This window comes from Bacillus sp. JJ1503 (assembly GCF_036965125.1).
Classification (GTDB): Bacteria; Bacillota; Bacilli; order Bacillales; family Cytobacillaceae; genus Cytobacillus.
In genome coordinates this window covers 1-20909 of record NZ_JBALOZ010000206.1, presented here as the reverse complement: position 1 = coordinate 20909, position 20909 = coordinate 1, and the positions used below count along the sequence as shown (strand labels likewise).

At 37.3% G+C, this 20909-nt stretch carries 17 protein-coding genes and 2 pseudogenes; all 19 read right to left on the bottom strand.

What is annotated here, in order from left to right:
• Positions 1 to 348, bottom strand: a pseudogene (locus V7149_RS15880) (DUF881 domain-containing protein); the annotation flags it as partial.
• Between the two features lie 132 nt (positions 349 to 480).
• Positions 481 to 1212, bottom strand: coding sequence for a DUF881 domain-containing protein (locus tag V7149_RS15875; RefSeq protein WP_335346582.1), 732 nt, complete (start codon positions 1210 to 1212; stop codon positions 481 to 483).
• Entirely contained in the window at positions 1160 to 1951 is a 792-nt protein-coding gene (locus tag V7149_RS15870; RefSeq protein ID WP_335346581.1) for a cell division protein FtsQ/DivIB, read from the bottom strand. The genes V7149_RS15875 and V7149_RS15870 overlap by 53 nt, the downstream gene beginning before the upstream one ends.
• A 215-nt stretch (positions 1952 to 2166) precedes the next feature.
• Entirely contained in the window at positions 2167 to 3075 is a 909-nt protein-coding gene (gene murB, locus V7149_RS15865) for a UDP-N-acetylmuramate dehydrogenase (protein WP_335346580.1), read from the bottom strand.
• 75 nt (positions 3076 to 3150) lie between these two features.
• Positions 3151 to 4254: an undecaprenyldiphospho-muramoylpentapeptide beta-N-acetylglucosaminyltransferase gene (gene murG, locus V7149_RS15860; protein WP_335346579.1), complete on the bottom strand. Its 1104-nt coding sequence runs from the start codon at positions 4252 to 4254 to the stop codon at positions 3151 to 3153.
• Positions 4255 to 4482: 228 nt separating this feature from the next.
• Positions 4483 to 5583: a stage V sporulation protein E gene (gene spoVE / locus V7149_RS15855; protein WP_335346578.1), complete on the bottom strand. Its 1101-nt coding sequence runs from the start codon at positions 5581 to 5583 to the stop codon at positions 4483 to 4485.
• Positions 5584 to 5687: 104 nt separating this feature from the next.
• A complete protein-coding gene (gene murD, locus V7149_RS15850) occupies positions 5688 to 7040 on the bottom strand; it encodes a UDP-N-acetylmuramoyl-L-alanine--D-glutamate ligase (RefSeq protein ID WP_335346577.1) in 1353 nt (450 codons plus the stop codon).
• Positions 7041 to 8015, bottom strand: a complete 975-nt coding sequence (mraY, locus tag V7149_RS15845) for a phospho-N-acetylmuramoyl-pentapeptide-transferase (RefSeq protein ID WP_335346576.1) — start codon at positions 8013 to 8015, stop codon at positions 7041 to 7043.
• Entirely contained in the window at positions 8012 to 8473 is a 462-nt protein-coding gene (locus tag V7149_RS15840; protein WP_335346575.1) for a hypothetical protein, read from the bottom strand. The genes mraY and V7149_RS15840 overlap by 4 nt, the downstream gene beginning before the upstream one ends.
• Position 8474: 1 nt before the next feature.
• Positions 8475 to 9935, bottom strand: a complete 1461-nt coding sequence (locus V7149_RS15835; RefSeq protein ID WP_335346574.1) for a UDP-N-acetylmuramoyl-L-alanyl-D-glutamate--2,6-diaminopimelate ligase — start codon at positions 9933 to 9935, stop codon at positions 8475 to 8477.
• A 199-nt stretch (positions 9936 to 10134) separates the two neighbouring features.
• Entirely contained in the window at positions 10135 to 12054 is a 1920-nt protein-coding gene (locus tag V7149_RS15830; protein ID WP_335346573.1) for a stage V sporulation protein D, read from the bottom strand.
• Positions 12055 to 12360: 306 nt separating this feature from the next.
• Positions 12361 to 14607: a penicillin-binding protein gene (locus V7149_RS15825; protein WP_335346572.1), complete on the bottom strand. Its 2247-nt coding sequence runs from the start codon at positions 14605 to 14607 to the stop codon at positions 12361 to 12363.
• A pseudogene (gene ftsL, locus V7149_RS15820) lies at positions 14607 to 14956 on the bottom strand (cell division protein FtsL). Before ftsL ends, V7149_RS15825 begins: the two are co-directional and overlap by 1 nt.
• Before the next feature lie 45 nt (positions 14957 to 15001).
• The gene (gene rsmH, locus V7149_RS15815; RefSeq protein WP_335346571.1) at positions 15002 to 15934 is read right to left on the bottom strand and encodes a 16S rRNA (cytosine(1402)-N(4))-methyltransferase RsmH; all 933 of its coding nucleotides are present in this window, start codon (positions 15932 to 15934) and stop codon (positions 15002 to 15004) included.
• Between the two features lie 30 nt (positions 15935 to 15964).
• The gene (mraZ, locus tag V7149_RS15810) at positions 15965 to 16396 is read right to left on the bottom strand and encodes a division/cell wall cluster transcriptional repressor MraZ (protein ID WP_066289421.1); all 432 of its coding nucleotides are present in this window, start codon (positions 16394 to 16396) and stop codon (positions 15965 to 15967) included.
• A gap of 234 nt (positions 16397 to 16630) precedes the next feature.
• Positions 16631 to 18265 carry a bacillithiol biosynthesis cysteine-adding enzyme BshC gene (bshC, locus tag V7149_RS15805; RefSeq protein WP_335346570.1) on the bottom strand — a complete coding sequence of 545 codons (1635 nt, stop codon included), beginning with the start codon at positions 18263 to 18265 and terminating at the stop codon, positions 16631 to 16633.
• Positions 18266 to 18404: 139 nt separating this feature from the next.
• Entirely contained in the window at positions 18405 to 18800 is a 396-nt protein-coding gene (locus tag V7149_RS15800) for a DUF3397 domain-containing protein (RefSeq protein ID WP_335346569.1), read from the bottom strand.
• A 17-nt stretch (positions 18801 to 18817) separates the two neighbouring features.
• Positions 18818 to 19708 (bottom strand): 2-dehydropantoate 2-reductase, encoded by an 891-nt coding sequence (locus V7149_RS15795; protein WP_335346568.1) that lies wholly within the window; start codon positions 19706 to 19708, stop codon positions 18818 to 18820.
• Positions 19709 to 19889: 181 nt separating this feature from the next.
• Positions 19890 to 20909: acetyl-CoA carboxylase biotin carboxylase subunit (locus V7149_RS15790; RefSeq protein WP_335346567.1), on the bottom strand; the 1020-nt coding region annotated here is incomplete at its 5' end.

Genomic DNA, 20909 nt, shown 5'->3' with positions numbered 1-20909 from the left:
TAATTCATTAATTAGTCTTTTTAATAAATCGGGAGAAACAGTTGATACAGGCTTGCCAACTAAAAGTTCTTCATATACTGGCTCAATATTTAAGATGATCCCATTTCCTTGTACCTTCGTTAACCCTGCTTCTGCTTTTAGTTCACCAAGAGTTTCCCTCAAAATTTGTTCTTTGCTTTGCTTTAGTTCAGTTTCGTACTTGGCAATCTTTTCTTCATTTGATCGTACTTCACGAATTAGTTTGATCTGGAGCTCATTTTCCTTCATGACATCTTCCCTAAGCTGCCAAGTATCTCGAGTATCACGTACAACGGGCTCTTTAACCGTTCGAAATTGAATAGCTACCATAAATCCAATGACAATCGTTATAAGTGTGAAATTTATATTTTTTTTGAATTTGTCCACGTTTTTTACCACCTAACTTTCCAACCTAATTTAAAAATGTGGACGATTTTTGAAACAATTATACATACTGTTATATTAGCTTCCTAACAAAGGCTCCAACATAATATCGGCTTTTTTTTCAAGAGTAAATAGAATATTATCATTGACTAATGAATCCTTTACTCCGCCTGTTAAATTCAAAGCTGAGGCTAAAACATCAGCATCGCCAATAGCGGAAATGACGAAGGGTGCTGGATGCTGATAGCCGTCAACTTCTATAACCGGCCCATTACAGAGAATATATGAATTATGGGCTAGCCTTTGTCCGTTAATAGCAATAGCAGAAGCACCAGATATATATAATTCATTTATTACCTTAAACACATGATGTTCATGAACAATATAATTATTAACATTCACTTCTTCAGGATTATAATCCCCATCTGCCAGCGTTACTTCAACACCTTGCCCTTTTACTTTAACCTTGCCTAAATACATTCTATACTTTTCTGCATCTTCAGCGAGATTGAAGTAAACCTGTGCTTCTTGTGACATCTCCTTCTCGATTTCACGCACTCTCTCTTGCTTTTCATTTAATTCTTTTTGTAATGAGCGGTTTTTTTCCTCTAATTGAACTAATTGATTCCGTAATTCTAAATCTCTTTCCCATTGTTTTCCTGTTATAGCTGTGTTCTCACCTTCGCTTTGAGTTTGATGATATGAAAAAGCAATGATATAGCCTAATACAAGAAAAACAAGAGAAAAAATAACATGATTACCCGTCACTTTCAATTTCTTCTTCAAGCTGTTCAGCTCCCTCTTGTTCATAAGCTTTGAAATAAGAGCCGACTTCCAAATCAATAATGCCTTTTTTATTAGGGTCCAATTGGCTAATAATTGAAGGGTAGTGTGACATTTTTTCTGAAAAGCTTTTGACTGTAGCACTTACTTCAAATCCATCATTCATATAAAGAGTCAGATTATACGTATCTGTTTTCTTTGGGGTATGGTGAATTTCAGAAATAGAATTTAATACCACCTCTGGAAGCACTTCAAGCTCATTAATCATTCCATTAAGTTCATTACCTTCAGAAAAGCCAATGAGTATAGGCGCAGTTGCGGGGATTTCAGCAGTTTTACTCTTTTTAAGAACTTTCCCATTTTCAAGAACCGGCAAATAGCTTTTATCTTTCATTATGTAGGCGATACGCTTATATTCACTTATTGTCATTCTAACGGTATTAGGCAAATTGATCTTAACATTTGCGGATTTTATCTCTGGAAGCTCTTCAAGTTTGCTCTTTATAGCACTTTCATCTACTTTCCAAATATTTATTTTCTCGGAAAGACCTGACAGAGAAATCAATTCTTCTTGGCTGTATGTGGAGCTGCCTAAAACTTCGATTTTATGTATATGGCTTAAGGGAGATTGGAAATAAATGATAAAAGAAATAAGCGTGAAAAATAACAGCAGCAAAAAAATCAGTCTTCTATTAGCTTTTTTTCGCCTTTGTTGTTTTAGCTTTGGAATTCGGTCCTCAAGAGAAACAACATTTCCTTTTTCCATATCATTCACCTCAAGTATCACACATAATCTTTCAAATAACCCAATATAAATCAAAATAAATAAAGGAAGACTTGTCCTTTTTCATAAAAACCAAATTTATAAATGGGAAAACAAACGGCACGAATAGACATGCCGTCTTTCCAAAGTGAATACTGACCTTAGTCCTAGAGTACAATTATACCATAATAAATAGCCGTAGTAAGGATTTTTTCCCGTTACTTTCGACCGATTATTTCTACTTCGGTTTCTATTTTAATCGCAAATCTTTCATAAATTTCATCTTTTATGTGCTGAATCAATGCCAGGACATCAGCAGCTTTTGCATTTCCTGTGTTGACAATGAAATTTCCATGCATATCTGATACTTTAGCTCCCCCGATGGAAAAGCCTTTTAATCCTGCATCTTCAATCAGCTTACCCGCATAATTAGGCAGGGGATTTCTAAAAATACTGCCTGCACAAGGAAAATTCCATGGCTGTGTTTCTTTCCGGTAATCCTTATTTCTTTGCATTTCTTCAAAAATTTTGTCTTTATCTCCGGGCTGTAATTGAAAGACGGCTTCAATGACAATGCCAGGGCGTTTTTTCTGTAAAACGGATGTTCTATAGGAAAATTCCATTTCCTCATTAGATAGCCATTCTACCTTCCCGTCTTCAAAAAGAATGTGGGCTTTTGTTAATATGTTAGAAATATCAGAACCATGAGCACCAGCATTCATATAAACAGCCCCACCGACTGAACCAGGAATACCACTTGCAAATTCAAGACCTGAAAGTCCCTTTCTGCTTATTTGTGTGGAAAGACTGACGATTGAATATCCACCGCCAACCTTTAGCTCTGATCCGTTAATTTCCATATGTGACAAACCTGATCCAAGTTTAATGACTGCGCCTTCTATACCTAAATCTGATATTAGCAAGTTAGACCCTCTTCCAATTGCTGTCCATCCTACTTTATATTCATGAAGGAGCTCAACTGTTTTTATTATATTTTCGACAGATGAAGGCTCAATAAACAAATTGGCTGGTCCGCCTATTTTCATAGTTGTATGATTAGCTAAAGGCTCTTGTTCTTTTATTTTTCCAATGTTTAATTCATTTAGCTTGTCAATTAATTCGTTCATATTTACCTCCCTTTCTTTTTAAATTCAATTCTAAATTTAATTTATAGACCATTTTATGCAGTTATTTCTTTTAGGCTACTTTCCCCTCTTCGTAACGAGTTCTTCCATTAGCCTGTAAAGCCTATTAGCCGCATCAGGAATCCCTAATTTCTTTGAGGATTTTTTCATGTCCTTTAACTTTACTTCATCCATTAAGATTTGGTCCATTAACTCAACAAGCTTCTTCCCTGTCAGATCCTTTTCCAATAACAATTCAGCTGCTCCATGATCACTTAATGATCTAGCATTCTTTTCCTGATGGTTATTTGTAACATAAGGACTAGGTATTAGAATACTAGGGATCCCAAGTGAGGTTAATTCAGCGAGGGTTGTAGCTCCTGCTCTAGCAATTGTTAAATCTGTTCCTGCAAGAATTTCTGGCATATTATGTATAAACGGTTTAATGATTACATTTTCAGGATTTCCAATCAATTCAACTTCATTTTGAACTTCATCAAAATGAACATCACCAGTCACATACAATATTTGATATGGCTTTTCACCAAGTTCCGCCAATGATTTTAGAACTGCTTCATTAATAGGTTTTGCACCCCGGCTCCCACCTACGATTAATACAACGGGGACATTTGTTTTTAACCCAGCGGATAGCCGCCCTTTAATTCCATCTTTCCCAATAACCTCTGAAGCACGCGGATTTCCGGTTAACTCGACTTTTTCATGCGGAAAATATTTACTTGCTTCTTCAAAGCAAACAGCAATTCGATCGACATATTTGCTTAGAAATTTATTTGTTAAACCAGGTACACTATTCTGCTCATGAATGATCGTTGGGATACCTAGCTTTGCTGCAGCATATACAACTGGCCCGCATACGTATCCTCCTGTACCAATTACAACATCTGCATTAAATTCTCTAAGCATTTTCTTACTATCCTTAACACCTTTTAAAAAACGGAAAATAGTTTTTACATTTTCTAATGAAAGCTTTCTTTTAAATCCAGTAATATGTATTGATTTAAACGGAATATTTTCTCTTGGGACAAGTTTACTTTCTAAACCGCTTACTGTTCCAATATATAAAAACTCTGCATCCTTATTATCCTTTTGTATTTCTCTTATGAGAGCAAGAGCTGGATAAATATGCCCACCAGTTCCGCCGCCGCTAATTGCTATTTTCATGTGCTCACCTCAAAGCAGAGTGTATTGATTTATTTTCTTGCCGTGGTGACCCCCGTTCGGCTCACACACCCTATTCTACTATATAAAAACTAATGATTATAATGGGATATCATAATGACATGTAAATGTAATAAATTTCAGTGGATTTTATTCATTTTCATCTAACCGTAATAAAAATACTATACGATAGACAAAACAAAAAGAAACCCTGTAATCAGGGTCAAAAAATTAATATCTTGAATATCGGCTAATATTTAACAAAACACCGATTGCTAAAAGCATAAGTGTTAAGGATGATCCGCCATAGCTTAAGAATGGAAGGGTAATCCCAGTAACGGGCATGAGTCCAATGACAACCCCGATATTAATCATGACCTGGATAGCGATCATAGCAATAATACCAACCGCTAGGAAACTGCCAAATAGGTCAGGAGCTCCGAGGGCAATCCTAATTCCTCTCCATAATAATAAAGAAAACAATAAAATTACAAACGATCCGCCAATAAACCCAAGTTCTTCCGAAAGAATGGCAAATATGAAGTCTGTTTGCGGTTCTGGGAGATAGAAGAATTTTTGTCTGCTCTGTCCTAGGCCTAATCCAAATAACCCACCTGGCCCTATTGCATATAAGGATTGAATAATTTGAAATCCGCTTCCCAATGGGTCTTCCCATGGATCCAAAAAAGACGTTATTCGTTTGATCCGATATGGAGCAGATAAGATCAAGGCTGCAAATCCTCCAAGCCCCAGTAAACCAAGACCGAGAAAATGGCTAATTCTCCCCCCTGCAATGAATATCATAACAAGACAAGTTCCAACCATGACGGTCCCCGTTCCTAGATCGGGCTGCAGCATGATTAATCCAAAAGCCAAAAACACAATCCCTAATGAGGGAATTAATCCTTTTGTAAATGACGTTATTAGTTTTTGGCGCTCAGATAAGTATTTTGCGAGAAAGGCAATCATCGCAAGCTTCATAAATTCCGATGGCTGAATCGAAAAAGCTCCGACCCCTATCCAGCTCCTTGAACCATTCCTAACATTTCCAATTCCTGGTATGAGAACAAGTATTAAAAGGACAAAACAAATGATGACTATAACCTTTGCCCAAGTTCTCCAAGTCCAGTAATCGACATTCATAATAAAAAACATCGCGGCTATCCCTACCCCTGCGAACAGCAGCTGTCTCTTAGCAAAGAAAAAAGAATCATCAAATTTATACTCTGCCCAAATAGCGCTAGCACTATATACCATCGTTAATCCAACTGAAAGCAATGTTAAAGTTACGATGATTAAAATCAAATCGGGAGTCGTTCTTTTTGTTGGCAACACAAAACACCTCGAATGCTAGTTTTAGGGCCGTGTAAAAAACGAAGCAATTTTTGCGAAAGATGACTCCCTAAGCTGTTTTTTCCTTTTTCGCGTACAAGCCCTCACTTAAGCATATGCACCGCTTGTATAAAAATGTCTCCCCTAACCTCAAAAGTTTTATATTGATCCCAGCTCGCACAAGCTGGCGATAATAATATCACGTCTCCCAGTTCAGATAACTGATAGGCTACAGGAACGGCTTTTTCCACATTATCGACATGCAAAATGTTTTTTATTCCTGCTTTAATGGCAGCTCTTTCAATTTTTGGGGCTGTTTGCCCAAAGGTTACTATTGCCTTTACGTTTTTGAAGTAAGGAGTGAGTTCATCAAATTCATTCCCACGGTCCAAACCGCCCGCAAGAAGAATAATAGGTTCATGAAAAGCGGAAATAGCATTTTGAGTTGCTAAAATATTCGTTGCTTTTGAATCGTTATAAAATTTTCTGCCCCCAAATTCTCTAACATACTGCAAGCGATGCTTAACACCTATAAATGTACGAAGTACTTTTGAAATTGCCTCGTTATCAACTGATGAAAGCTTGGCCGCAGCAATAGCAGAAAAAATATTTTCTAAGTTATGAGCACCCGGCAACACGATTTCCTTTGTCTCAATAATTCTTTCGTTATTAAAGTAAATCCAGCCGTTTTCATGATAAACACCAGAATTTAATTTACTTTTAACTGAAAACGGAATGATTGTGGCATTTGCCTGTGCAGCGACCTCCAACACTTCATCCTGCTCAGCATTTACGATAAAATAATCATCATTCGTTTGATTTTTAGTAATATTTGCTTTCGCTTGAACATAATCATTTCTTGTCCCATGATAATCAAGGTGAGCATCGTAAAGATTTGTTAAAATAGCAATTTTCGGTTTAAATTCATTTATACCCATAAGCTGAAAAGAAGACAATTCGATAACAATTGTATTTTCCCTAGTTGCCTCCTGTGCTACATCGGATGCTACTGTACCAATATTGCCTGCAATTAAAGGAAGCTTCCCGCCTTCCTTCAGCATTTCATAAATAAGTGTGGTAGTTGTTGTCTTCCCATTTGTCCCTGTGATCCCAATAAGCGGGGCTTCAGAAATTTGATAGGCAAGCTCAACCTCTGTAATAATAGGTATCTCCTTTTCAATTGCCCCTACAATCATTGGATTATGATAAGGAATCCCCGGATTTTTCACGATAAGCTCAAAACCCTCTTCAAGGAGTCCTATAGGATGCTCTCCACATATAACAGTAATTCCTTCTTCTAGCAGACTTTGTGCCTCCAGATTTTCGGAAAGTGGTTTGTAATCATTTACGGTTACAAAAGCACCGAGTTTATGTAAAAGAGAAGCAGCAGCAACCCCACTTTTTGCTAATCCTAATACTAATATTTTTTTATGACGATAGCGATTGATCTGTTTCAATTACATCCACACCTCAATATAGATTCCAAGAATTGCGCAAAGCAGGCCTACAGCCCAAAAGGTCACCACTACTCTCCACTCAGACCATCCAATTAGCTCATAATGATGATGTAATGGACTCATCTTAAAGATCCTTTTACCTGTTGTTTTAAATGAAATCACCTGTAAAATAACAGACAAAGTTTCGATTACAAAAACGCCGCCAATAATAAGTAAAATGATTTCAAGCTTTGTTAATATAGCAATTGTAGCAATAGCTCCACCAAGTGCTAGGGAGCCGGTATCCCCCATAAATACTTTGGCAGGATGAGCATTGAAAACGAGGAACCCTAGCACAGCACCTGCCACCGCTACAGAAAAAATGGCAATTTCAAATTGTGATAAACTCCAAGCCAAAACAGCAAACGCTCCAAAAGCGATTGCAGCTGTTCCAGATAAAAGACCATCCAAACCATCTGTAAGATTCACAGCATTGGAAAAGCCAACTAGCCAAAATATGATAAAGAAAACATACATCCAGCCTAAATCAAAAGAAAGATTTGTTAATGGAATATGAATGACTGTTGAAAAATCGTTTTGCTGAAAAACAAAATAAAAAATAATTGAAATAATAATTTGCCCTAATAACTTCTGTATTGAAGTCAATCCTAGATTCCTTTTCAAAGCGACCTTAATAAAGTCATCAAGGAAACCAAGCAGCCCAAATCCGAGTGTAACTAATAAGAGCAAATAAGTCTTTACAGTTGGTTCAGAGAACTTCCCTGTCATCACAATGGTAGTAATGGCAATCGAGAGAAGGATCATAATTCCCCCCATCGTAGGAGTACCGGATTTCTTTAAATGTGATTGAGGACCTTCCTCTCTTATGCTTTGCCCAAATTTTAATCTTCTCAAGAAGGGGATAAAGATGGGAGAAAGCAGGACTGTTACTAAAAAGCTCATTATTATTGTAAAAAATATTACTTTCTCCATCATTTTGCTCCCTCCTTTCCATCCTGGAGCAGATTATTTATTACCTTCATTTTTTCTGCTATCACAGCAATATCATATGTTGAATTATTTTCATTAAGAAGTATTTCATCTGAAAAGAGGAAATTAGTCACTTTAAGTTCTGTTTTTTGTTGTTGGTTTAATTTTTCTATATATAGTTCCATCATGTCCTTTAAGCCTTTCAATAAGTCATTAGTAAAAAATATTGGAAAATGATTAGGAGTATATCGGGGAATCTCCATCTCTTCCTTCCACAGGGCAGCAACTGCACCATTTTCAATGGCTTTCTTCAACTCCCCTGTATTCTCGCCAAGAGGGATGAACACTCCTCTGAATTGGGGTACATCTGAAATTGTCGCGACCGTATGAAAAAAAAGCTCATGATCCTGTATTCCTTTCATTTTCGGAAACAGTTTCGCTAAATCACCATACGCTAATAACATTTTATCGCTCCTCTATTGCCGCTTTTGCAACTAGCCGGTCATCAAAATCAAAAACTTGATTTCCAATTAGCTGATAGGTTTCATGCCCTTTTCCAGCTATTAATATGACATCACCTTCAGCTGCCATGTTAATTGCATAATAAATTGCTTCTTTTCGGTCAAGAATAACTTTATATTTTTGACCTTTTACCCCAGCTTCCATATCTGCCAATATCGCGAGGGGATCCTCACTACGGGGATTATCAGAAGTGAAAATAGCATCGGTGCCATACTGACATGCAATACTTGCCATTAATGGCCTTTTCGAACGGTCCCTGTCCCCGCCACAGCCAACGATTACAAAAATTCTTTTTGCAGCAATTTGCTTGACTGTTTTCAATGCATTTTCTAAGCTGTCTGGCGTATGTGCATAATCAACAATCACAGTAAATTTCTGTCCTGCATCGACTGTCTCAAAACGGCCAGAAACACCTTTCACTTCCTCAATTGATTGAATGATCGGTTTCATAGGAATGCCGGATGCTATCCCTGCACCAATTGCTGCCAACACATTATATACGCTAAACATCCCTACTAGCTGCATAGATATTTGATAAATTCCAAATGGACTATGTAATTCAAATGATGTCCCAAAAGCTGTCATTTGGATATTTACAGCTTGTAAATCTGCAGGCTGATCAATCCCATATGTTAAAACATGAGCTGATGTTGCTTTTATATAATGATTGGTTACAGAATCATCGTTATTTAGAACGGCATACTTTGGAGGATTATATCGGAATGCACTGCCTAACTGTGCAAACAAAAGACCTTTTGCATTTCTATACTCATCCATGGTTTTATGGAAATCCAAGTGATCCTGAGTTAAATTTGTGAAAACGGCTATATCAAAATCACACCCGTGGACCCTTCCTTCATCCAAAGCATGAGAAGAAACTTCCATCACTGTTGATTGTACACCAGCATCAGCCATTCGTCTGAAAATCCTTTGCAGTGTAAGGGCATCTGGAGTTGTATTTTTCACTTCCGATATTTTATCCCCTATTTTTGTATACATTGTCCCAATCAAGCCAGTCTTTCTGCCATAATCGGATAATATTTTTTCGATTAAATGGCTTGTTGTTGTCTTGCCATTTGTTCCGGTAATCCCAATTAAATGCAGTTTCTTACTTGGCTGTTTGAAAAAGGAGTCGGCTAATAACGCCATTGCACGCCTTGTATTTCGAACAACAATAACCGGTACAGAAAGGTTCATTTCTTTTTCGGAAATGATTGCGGCCGCACCCTTCTTTACCGCAGAGGAGGCAAAATCATGTCCATCTACTGTAAATCCTTTAATACAAATGAACAAACTGCCTTTTTCCACTTTACGACTGTCATTTTCTATTGAAGAGATGTCAGGATTTTCTCCGCTATATGCCATGTATGGCTGCAAATCATGCAAAAGCGTATGTAACTTCATTTCGTCATCCCCTTAACTCATAGACTTTACATACTATAATCCATGCCATATTAGAAACAGCCAAAAATCGTAACGATTTTCATTTTACATGAAAAATTGACATTTAGCTATTCGAATTTACTAAGTCTAAAAATGGATAATAAAAATGCAGGCGGCGTATCATAATGGGCCGCCCGCTTTTTTTTAGAATGGCATTATTTTATTCTTCCTTGCCAAAATAAAGTCTTATTGTGGACCCTTCTTTAAGCTTTATTCCCGGTTCTGGTGTTTGCTTAACCACTTTGTTCCCTTCCCCGCTAGCATCTATTCTTAAATTAATATATAGTTCTCCGAGCTCTTTTTTCGTTATCCCTACTAAATCCGGCACTTCGATCATCGGAACATCAGGCCATGTAAGCTTTTTCTCGATTTGTTTTTCCCTCGGCTTAACTCCCATCGCACGCAGCCTATCTTCCATAATGTCTCCTACAATCGGGGCAGCAACAACTCCCCCAAATTGAACGGTGCCTTTTGGATTATCTACAGCAACATATACAACTAGCTGTGGATCATCTGCTGGGGCAAAGCCAATAAATGAAACGATATGGTTATTTTCAAGGTATCTGCCGCCTTGGGCCTTTTGGGCTGTTCCGGTTTTTCCTCCCACACGGTACCCGTCAATAAATGCTTTACCTCCCGTTCCTTGGGCCACAACACTTTCAAGGGCATATCTAATTTGATCTGATGTTTCTTTTGAAATTACTTCCCTTTTAGCTGTAGGAGTTTTTCTCATCACAACTTCACCAGTTATTGGATCAATGAGTTCCTTTGCTACATATGGCGTATATAATGTCCCGCCGTTTATAGCTGCTGAAAGGGCAGCAACTTGTTGGATGGGAGTGACTGAAACCCCCTGTCCAAAAGCAGTAGTTGCTTGTTCAACGGGCCCCACTTTATCCATATTAAACAGGATTCCAGTTCCTTCTCCTTGCAGGTCTATTCCTGTTTTTTCACCAAATCCAAAGTCTCTTATATATTTAAATAAAGTTTCTTTTCCTAATCTATCACCAAGCTCAACAAAGCCAGGGTTACACGAATTTTGAACTACTTCAAGGAATGATTGGCTGCCATGGCCGCCTTTTTTCCAGCATCGCAATCTTGCTCCGCCCACTTTAACGTAGCCCGGATCATGGAAATGATCTTTTTTCAGATCTACCTTCCCTTCCTCCAATGCGGCAGCAAGTGTTATGATTTTAAAAGTAGATCCTGGTTCAAATGTACTCCAAATTGGGAGATTACGGTTGTAAACTTCAGGTGAGACATTCCGGAAATTAGCAGGATCAAAATTTGGCCTGCTTGACATCGCTAATATTTCTCCATTATTCGGATTCATCGCGATAGCAATTATTCCATCTGGGTTATAAGTCGCTTGAGCATTATCTAATACCCGTTCCATAATGGTCTGAACCTTAGAATCTATTGTTAACCTTAAATCTAATCCATCCTCAGGGGGATCATAATCGTCAGCCATATCATTCATTCGTTCACCTTTTGCATTTGCATAAAACTTAACGGATCCCTTTTTCCCCTGCAATTCTTTATCATAATAAAGTTCTAAACCCATCAACCCTTGATTATCAATCCCGGCAAACCCTAAAACATGGGACAAATAATTTCCAAATGGATAATGTCTTTTTGAATCCTCACCAAGATAAACACCATCTATATTCAACGCTCTTATTTCTTTTGCCTTTTCATGGGAGATCTTTCTTCCAGCTGTTAATTTTACATCTTTTTCTTTCTTAGTAATCTCTGAATAAATTTTTTCCTTAGATGCATTAAGGACTGCAGCCAATTTTTCCGCAACATCATGAGGGTCTTTAATTTGCCTTGGTACTACATATATTGTAGGTGCACTGACATTTGTCGCAAGCGCGATCCCATTACGGTCAACGATTTCGCCTCTTTCAGGTTCGAAGGGTATATCACGGCTCCATAGTTCTTTTGCACCATCTGTTAATGAGTTGCCCAAAAAGAATTGAACATATCCAAGCCGAATATCGATTATAAAAAAAATTAACATGCCTGCGACTAAAGCTATTGTTAACCTTTTTCTCACTGTTACATTAGAAACACGCATACACGAACGATCCTCCTTAGTTTATGGCTCGTTCCAATATATGCTTGTACCCATTTAAATAGAATAAGAAAAGCGGAGGCGCCTTGCCCAGGGGCGACAAGCATAAGACCAGCCAGCAGGAAGGTTGTTCTTTACCTTCATGCTGGATGGACTTATGACCTCGAGCCCCTAGGCGCTGCAGCTAGACAATAGAAATGCGGAGGACCTGAAGCTAGACAATAAAAAAAGACCAACAGAACATTGGACAAATAATCAAAAACTTTGATTATCACTCCATATATTTTGTTATGGTCTTCAGTTCTTTGTTTAATCTTTCACTTCAATCGTTTCTTCCTCGTCTTCTACTGTTTGCTCCTCTTCGTCCACTCTGTATTTTTCAATCGGAGGCTCTAACTCTACTATTAAATATTCACCTTCGTTAAATAATGCACCAGGTTTTAAATTTTGCTTCTTTACATATCCATCTCCAACAGAATTTAGCTTTAAATTTCCTAGCTTGGCAATCTTCATTACGTCTCGCAATGACCAACCTGTCATATCCGGAATCGTTAATTGCCCATCTGTTCGAATCATAACCTTTTCTTTCGAAAGCAAGTTTGAGCTAGCTTCTGGAAGCTGTTTTATTATCTGATTGCCTTTTCCAATTACAATCGGTTCCATCCCTTTGTTATTTAATTGTTTAATAGCCTCTTCGGTTGTTAGGTCTGTCACATTAGGTATTAAATCAAAATTAGGTTTTGTTTGCACTACTGGATCAATATTCAAATATTGCAGACTGCTCTTCATAACCGGATTAAAAATATCAGCAACTGGAATTGCTCCACTCGTATGAATATCAATTTCAGGCTGCTGGACTGCCACATAGACAACTAACTTAGGATCATCCTTTGGAGCCATTCCTAAAAATGAAAACACATAGTTTTGACGGCCAGTTAAATATCCGCCTTGAGGATCAGGAATTTGTGCAGTCCCTGTTTTTCCAGCAATATCGTATCCTTCAATATTGTAATAATTGAAGCCGGTTCCTTTAGGTGAGGATACGACCGTTTCCAAAATATCTCTAACTTGTTTTGCTGTGTTTGCGGAAATAGGCTTTCCTGCAATTTCGGGCTCGGTCTTTTTAACTATTCTATCATCACTATTAGGATCGACAATTCTACTAATAATATGAGGCTTCATCATATTCCCATCATTGGCGATAGCAGTAGCCGCCTGAACCTGCTGGATAGGAGTAATAGCTGTTCCCTGCCCAAAGCCAGTTGTTATTTTTTCCAATGGCCAATTATAGACGATTTTACCTCCTGTTTCTTTCGGCAATTCAATTCCTGTTGGCCGGTCAAAGCCAAAACTCGTTAAATATTGTTCGTAGCGGTCAAAGCCCAGTTTTTCTTTTACAAGTTTTGCGAATACAACGTTGGATGAGCGTTGAACCCCTTCTAAATAGGAAATGGTTCCCCAGCCATTGCCATTGTTCCAATCTCGAACAGGTCTTGTCTTATTATCTACGGCATATTGTCCTGACTTAAATGAATCATTCGGGTTGAAAACTCCTTCTTCAATAGCCGCTCCCAAGGTAAAAATTTTCATCGTTGAACCTGGTTCAAATGAATTCTCAATGATCTCATTATGCCATGTTTCACTTATCCCTTCCTTCGTCATTGGGTGAAATGAGGGCCTTTGCCCCATTGCCAGGATCTCTCCGGTTTTCGGATCTGCCACAACCGCGAAAATTTTCTTTGGTTTATATTCGCTATCTACTTTATTTAAAGAATCCTCCAAAAAGGTTTGGATTTTCTTATCAATCGTTAAATAGACATCCTGTCCATCACGAGCAGGGGTAACATGTTCCTCACTGTCAGACAATAGGTATCCCCAAAGATCACTTTCGTATTTAACCTTGCCATTTTCCCCTGTCAAAATATCATTCAGACTTTGCTCTAATCCGAGCATTCCTATTGTATCAGTTCTATTTTTTTCAGTTTCTTTTTTTTCTACGTAACCAACTAAATGGGAAGCAAATACACCATTAGGATAAAAACGTTTTGTATCTTTAATGAATGTAATCCCAGGAAGCTTCAATTCTTCTATTTCTCTTTTCTTCTGGTTTGTTAAATCACGGCCAGCTTTGCCGAACTCAACCTGAAAAGGCTTTTCATTACTATCAGGTTTTAATTTAGTTAAGATTTTATAAATGTCTGACTCATTCATTTCAATTACTTTTGCAAGTTCTCTTGCCGTTTTTTCTGGATTCATCACGTGACGGGGCTTTTTATCATTTGTGGTCATTTTCTCATCTAAAATCGCAACAAGTTTATATGAGTTCATATCAGTAGCGAGGACTTCTCCATTTCGGTCAAATATCGTCCCTCGCCTTGCTTCTATTACTCTTTCATTTTCATATTTTTGTTGCGCCTTTGCAGCTAGAACATGTCCCCGGATTTCACCTGTCATTTGTATGGAGATAAAGCGGTAAACTAAGACAAAAAAGAGCAGACCAAATATTACAAATAATATTGCTGCTCCAAAGTTAATATTTGGCTGTTTTTTAATCATTAATCGTGCACAACCTTAACATTGTTTTCATTTAATTTCAGCCCTAGCTCCTTCGCCTTTTCCCAAATCCGTTCGTATGTACTTAGTTCGCTTACTTGCATTTCAAGATCTCCATTTACCCTATNNCTTTTGTATCTTGAATTTCTTTATTTATTTCGTAAATTGCCGCTTGATTAGAGACAATATTAACTGCACCAAAACAAACAATCCCTGTGAAAACTAAACCTAATATTTTTTCCCCTGGTGAAAGCCACGGATTTCGATTCTTTACCTTCTTTGGTGCTTGTACCATTTGTTTTTGCTGTTCATGTCTTTGCTCTTGCTGGAGTTTCCGCGCTAGGTTTCCCATTCTATCCCTCCTGTTATAGTTTCTATTTTAGTTTTCAATTATTTTCTATAATTTTTCAGCGATTCGAAGCTTTGCTGATCTAGCTCTATTATTCATCTCCAGTTCTTCTTCAGACGGAGTGATAGGCTTTCTTGTAATTAATTTTAAGACTGGTTTGAATTCATCTGGAATAATCGGCAATCCATGAGGGAGATTAGGTGTTTCGCTCGCAGCTTTAAATGAAACCTTGCAAATCCTATCCTCGAGTGAATGGAATGTAATGACACTAATCCTTCCGCCAGGCTTCAAAATATCAATAGCTTGCTGCAAGGATCTCTCAAATACGCCTAATTCGTCATTAACGGCAATACGTATTGCCTGAAAAACTCTTTTTCCAGGGTGACCGCCTTTTCTTCTAGCGGGGGCTGGAATTGCTTCCTTAATCAATTCAACGAGCTGGCCAGTCGTTTCAATTGGAGACAGTTCGCGTGCAGCTTCAATTTTTCGAGCAATTTGCTTTGAAAACTTTTCTTCTCCGTATTTAAAGAAAATCTTTACTAAATCACCATAGCTCCAATGATTAACGACATCATAAGCAGAAAAATCTGCATCCATGTCCATTCTCATATCTAATGGAGCATCATGATGATAGCTAAAGCCTCGTTCAGGAGTATCTAATTGGGGAGATGAAACACCTAAATCATACAATACCCCATCAACTTGATGAACTCCCAACTTTTCCAATTCCGCTTGAAGATGTTCAAAGTTACTTTTAATAAATGTTATTCTATCACCGTATTTTGCAAGTTTTTCCTTAGCATGTAAAATAGCCGTATCGTCTTGGTCAAAAGCATATAGCTTTCCATTACCTGATAGCTTGGACAATATTAATTCACTATGTCCTGCCCCGCCTAATGTACAATCAACATACACGCCTTCAGGATGAATATCCAAACCATCTACTGTTTCTTTCAGTAATACTGTTGTATGTTCAAACATGATGTCCACCTCTTTTTCTGCTGAATAAAGTTAAATATCAAACCCAATCATATTCTCTGCAATTTCAGCAAAAGATTCCTCTGAATCAGAGAAATAATCCTCCCATAAACTTTTACTCCATATTTCAATCCTGCTGGAAACCCCTAAAACGACACATTCTTTTTCCAAGTTTGCATATGAAGCAAGAGGGGAGGTTATATTTATTCTTCCTTGTTTATCAATTTCACATTCCGTAGCACCAGAAAAGAAAAAACGGGTAAATGCACGAGCATCTTTTTTTGTGAGCGGTAAGCCTTTAAGCTTTTCTTCTAGCAGCTTCCATTCATCCATTGGGTAGCCAAACAAACATTGATCCAAGCCGCGTGTTAGGACAAATGATTCTCCTAAACCATCACGGAATTTAGCAGGTACAATTAAACGGCCCTTATTATCAATGTTATGATGGTACTCCCCCATGAACATACCCACTAACCCCACTTTCTTACTCAAATGTACCACATTCCCCCACTTTCCTCCACATATTTTTAAAATTCTATGACTGGCTTTAAAATCCTTTAGAAAATATCAGCTATTCCCATTTTTTCGTTCGTCTTTTCCCTACAAATCTTTGCACCATTTTAAAATCCTCTCTGTTCTTCAACAAAAAAAGACTTCATCCTATGGGATAAAGTCTTTTTTCGGCAAATATTTTATTGCTTACATTTTAATTAATTTATGGGTGCCATCGAATGTAAAGCTGCACTCCAAAAGGTTATGGATAAAGTTAAATCCATATTGATTGATAAAGAATAAACAATTCAACATCCGTTCTTGGGGTGAACCTAGTGGCCTGATGGCATTCTCTACCCTTGCAAACTTATTTATCAATACGTCATATTTTAATTGTTCTGCCTGATCAAGCTTTGCTTCCATAAAATCCAGCTGCTTGATCAATAAGCCTTCATTCTTTTTAAGAAGTGGAACCAAGCCTCTATCTTTTTTCATTAAATAGCTTTCCAGCATTTCGTAATTTTGCAGAAATTCCTGCTTTGTTTTATTGAAAAGCTCTTTCAATTGCTGATCCCTAATTGATTGTAGAAACTGAAGCCTTTCCTTTTCTGTACCCGAAATTAATACTTCTTCCAAATCAAGCCCAAGCTCAAGTATATCTGATTCTATAGAGCGATCTAGGAAGGTAATATTTAGACGAGGTACGATTGGAGGCATTCTTAAATCAAAGTGTTCAAACGCCATTTTTAGCTCTGCCCAGTACGCAATTTCTCCAGGTCCAGCAATAAAAGCAAGTGTTGGAAATAGCCATTCTTGCATGATCGGTCTAGTTACTACGTTATTGCTAAGCTTTTCAGGAAACTCCTGTGCGAGATCAAGCAAGCTTTGCCGGGTGATTTGAAAGGAACCGTCTTTTCCGCTGAATGCATCCTTATCCTTATCATACTCTAGGAGGATTCTTTCATAATTATCTTCGTCATAATAAAATAAATTTGCAGCATCATTACTTATTTCAATCATATTTGAAAAGCCATCTTCTTTAAGTTCAGACTGCTGGGATAATACAGATTTCGTGATCTCTTTAAAGCTGTTTATTTGTTTGACAAAAAACTCCTTTTCAAGACTTCGAAGTTTTCGGTCACCTGAATCAATAATTAAGAGACCCGTATCCTTAAACATCTGCATAATAAGATAGGCAAAAAAATCAACAAATGAATCAGATTTGCTGATAGCTGCTTCCGCTTCTGCCAGAAGGCCTAGCGTATGTTCAGTTTCCCCAAAAGTTTGAATAATCGCTTCCACCCATTTGAGACACTGTTCCCGGTCGATCGTAATATCAGAGACCATTCGTTTATCACGTATTTTTTCCGGATATACTTTCTTTTCGATTTTATTGTTATTTTCAACATATACATGATTAACTTCCTGATAATCATGATCCTCTCCTGCAATCCAAAAGACTGGTATAACCGGAATATTTAATTCCTGCTCCTTTTGTTTCGCCAGGCTAACGATCGAAATAATCTTATGTATGCTATAAAGTGGCCCAGTAAGTATACCCGCCTGCTGACCACCAATAATAACTGTACTATTTTCCTGCTTCAGCTTTTGGAGTGAAGACTGAACCATTTCAGAGCCTGGGAATTTAGACATGTATTGTTCAATGTGAGCTGCGAGTTCTTCTCTCATATATGAACGATTCAATAATTCTCCGCGGCGTTTTTCAAAATCTAAGTGGTCATTGTAACGATAATGAAAATATCTCTGAATATTCTTTGTCTGTTCTAAATATTCTGTTGCAAATCGGTTTGTCGCCGGTAAGGAGAGATTTAAAATCTCCATTTAAGTCTTCCTTTCTAATCCACAATTTTCATTAATAGGCTGTACATGCTTATCAATCATTCTTATTCATCTTCATTTGTTTCCATATGAGTATAGCATTGTCTGATTTGAAAAGAAAAAGACTTTGCTCAAAATTATATTAACCTCCCGCTACAAATCCACTTACGCTTTGAATTAATCCAATTACTGTTAACACAATATATGCCGTAAAAAATACGAGAAAATTAAATCGCCAAAACCCTTTGAAAACTAGCAGCAAATTTATTTCATGTTTGATTTTCCAATGAAGTAAGACAAATATAATGGCTAAAACAAGCAAGGATAAAAAAATAATCCATAAAAACGATTGTTCCCAAATTGCCAGTATTAAAAAATGGACAGAGATGATAAACAGGAAGGTACTTACATCTAGAGCCATGTGTACTGATTTTTTATGCTGCCTTGTCACTTGCTTACATATAATGAATACGAGAAAATAACCTAATAATGGAATTGTAACAAATATAGCAATGACTGAAGATAAAAAAGATATCATTCATACGCCTCCCTTCCTTAATACTCCTTACCTTTTATCGAATGATAAAAAAATTCAGTAAGAGGAGCATGCACTCCAATGTCACCTGCCTTTTCCAGCACATAGCCTAGGATCGCATCCACTTCAGTCGGTCGATTTCCATCTAAATCTTGGAGCATGGATGAACGATTAGCAGCTGTTTTCCTGCATACATTTTCAAGATGTGATAGTGTCTCATCTTTATTCTCCATATATAAAATAGAACTAATTTCGTTAAACATTTGCTTAAAGAGCTTATTGTAATATGGGTTGTCAAGTAGTTCACCATTGCGAACATTTAAAACTGCGGTTAAAGGATTAATAACTGAATTTACAATTAGCTTTTTTACTAGCATGCTTTCATAATCTTTTTCTGTCACAAACGGAAAGCGATCAACATATTGATTTGCTATTTCATTCATAAGGTTTAAAGATTGGCCCTTATATATAGCTATTCTCGTAATTCCATTTCCTGTATGAATAACATGATTTAAACTTTCCTTCTTTGCTCCATGCTCGACAGATCCAATATAAACATTATTCGCCTGTATCGAATCCAATAATTTGATATGCCCCATACCATTTTGCAGAAATAAGAAAGATCCTTTATAGCAGGGGGCAATGTCTGCGATTCTCTGCAAAATATCGGGCAAATGATATTGTTTAACAGCAAGAATTGTTAAATCTTCATTTCCTTCCCAAGCAGAAAACTTTGCAGTGTTAATAGAATGAACGATCTTTTGTTCATTTTTTTCAAAAATTAATCCTTCAGATGATAAGGTAAACTCCTGTTCCATTGAACGGACATATAAGCATACATGATGAAATTCATTTAGATAATGGGCAAATAGAAGACCTAATGATCCTCCGCCAATAATTGCAATTTTCATAACATCCACTTCACTATCTATGTATTTAGTCATATTTTAACAGAAAAATGATAAAAGGTAATTAGAAAGACTACTATTAAGAGTTAATTATATGTATACAAAGAACCCCTTTTTCGGAAGTGAAAAAGGGAAATAATAACCTTAACATCCAATTCAACAAATTAACTGCATTCACAGCATCTCAAATATTGACTGAAAAGGTTTTATTTAAAAGAAAGCTTGTCGTATAATTGCCGCTTTTAAAGTCTGAATCCATCAATATTTCTTTAAAAAGAGGTGCATTTGTATTAATTCCCTTTAACTCAAGTTCAGCAAAAAATTTGCTAGCCTTCCTTATTGCCTCATCCCTAGTTTCACTATATATTATGCACTTTGCGATCATTGGATCATAAAAGGGTGTAACAGTAGAGGCTGAATCATATCCTGAATCTACACGGACACCTTTAATGGCATGCCATTGGAACACTTCAATTTTTCCCGGAGAAGGCAGAAAACTTTTCGGGTCTTCTGCATATAATCTAAATTCAATCGCATGTCCCGATCTGCTTATTTCATTTTGCAACAGCGGTAATTTATCTCCCCTAGCAACAAGAATTTGCCATTCCACTAGGTCCAAACCCGTTATTTGTTCTGTAACAGGATGCTCTACTTGAAGCCTTGTATTCATTTCTAAAAAATAAAAATTTTCCTGCTCATCCACAATAAATTCAATTGTGCCTGCATTTTTATAGTTAACTGCAGAGGCTGCTTTTAAGGCTGTCTCGTACATTTTCCCCTTACATTCTTCAGTTAAAAATGGGGATGGTGATTCCTCTACCACTTTTTGGTGCCTTCTTTGAATGGAGCAATCCCTTTCGTACAAGTGGACATTATTTCCATAATCATCTCCAAAAATTTGTACCTCTATATGCCTTGCATTTTCTATATATTTTTCAACAAATACTTCTTCTGAACCAAAATAGGCTTTTGCTCGCGCTTTCGTAGACCCAAAGGATTTGGCAAGGGCTTGCTCATTTTCACAGCGTATCATGCCTATTCCTCCACCGCCTCCGCTAGCTTTAAGCATTACTGGATAACCAATTAACTCTGCGAGCCGGCAAGCTTCCTCAAGTGTAGAGGTTCCTTCCTCACTGCCTGGAACTACTGGTACACCCGCCTCCATCATCGTTCGCCTTGAGACAATTTTGTCTCCCATTAATTC